We start from the raw sequence: 254 nt of genomic DNA, 5'->3' as shown, positions 1-254 counted from the left end.
CTACACCCTGACGACATTTGGGCGCAACCCTGCCACCGAGATATTGATGGACCCCAACAAGATCAGCTCAGCCACGGCCCTCGCGGACTTGGCTGCTGCGGCGTCCAAGATCAAGGCCACCGGAAAGTGCGTGGGCCAAGAGGACCTGCAAAACCTGCCGTCCTCCGGTTCCAGCACTCCACCAAGCTAAGCACCAGGCTAAGCACCAAACTAAAAAAGACAGTGTCTGTGCCCGAGACTTCCAGCCGGCACAG

At 59.1% G+C, this 254-nt stretch carries 1 protein-coding gene; it reads left to right on the top strand.

Annotation, left to right across the window (positions count from 1 at the left end; genetic code table 11):
• Nucleotides 1–190: hypothetical protein (locus tag SB679_RS25305; protein WP_410705092.1), on the top strand; the 190-nt coding region annotated here is incomplete at its 5' end.
• Between the last annotated feature and the right edge of the window lie 64 nt (nt 191–254).

Source organism: Chryseobacterium sp. SIMBA_029, from assembly GCF_046535275.1.
Classification (GTDB): domain Bacteria; phylum Bacteroidota; class Bacteroidia; order Flavobacteriales; family Weeksellaceae; genus Chryseobacterium.
This window is presented reverse-complemented; position numbering and strand designations above follow the sequence as displayed.